1 protein-coding gene is annotated in these 309 nt (G+C 45.3%); it reads right to left on the bottom strand.

Annotated features, from left to right (window positions below; genetic code table 11):
• On the bottom strand, window positions 1-309 hold a 309-nt coding region (locus BHE89_RS00395), incomplete at both ends, for an RNA-guided endonuclease TnpB family protein (RefSeq protein WP_141008247.1).

Genomic DNA, 309 nt, shown 5'->3' with positions numbered 1-309 from the left:
TTTTATGACCGCAACAATGACAGGTTTTCGAACTGGCAAACCATTGATCCAGTTTTACCAGATGGACGCCTTTTTCTGCGGCTTTGTATTCCAGCTTTGTGATAAAACCATGCCAGCCTGCATCACCGATAGCGCGAGCCAGACAGTGGTTTTTCATCATATTCGCCGATTTCAGTGTCTCGACAATTACCGCTTGGTTTTCGTCAATAATTGCACGAGAGAGCTTGTGTTGAAAATCAGCACGGGCATTGGCTACCCGTAATTTCACGATGTAAACGCGCTTCAATCGGTGCGATTTTCGGGATTTTT

The sequence above is a fragment of the Shigella sp. FC1967 genome (assembly GCF_001743005.1).
Lineage (GTDB): Bacteria > Pseudomonadota > Gammaproteobacteria > Enterobacterales > Enterobacteriaceae > Proteus.
This window is presented reverse-complemented; position numbering and strand designations above follow the sequence as displayed.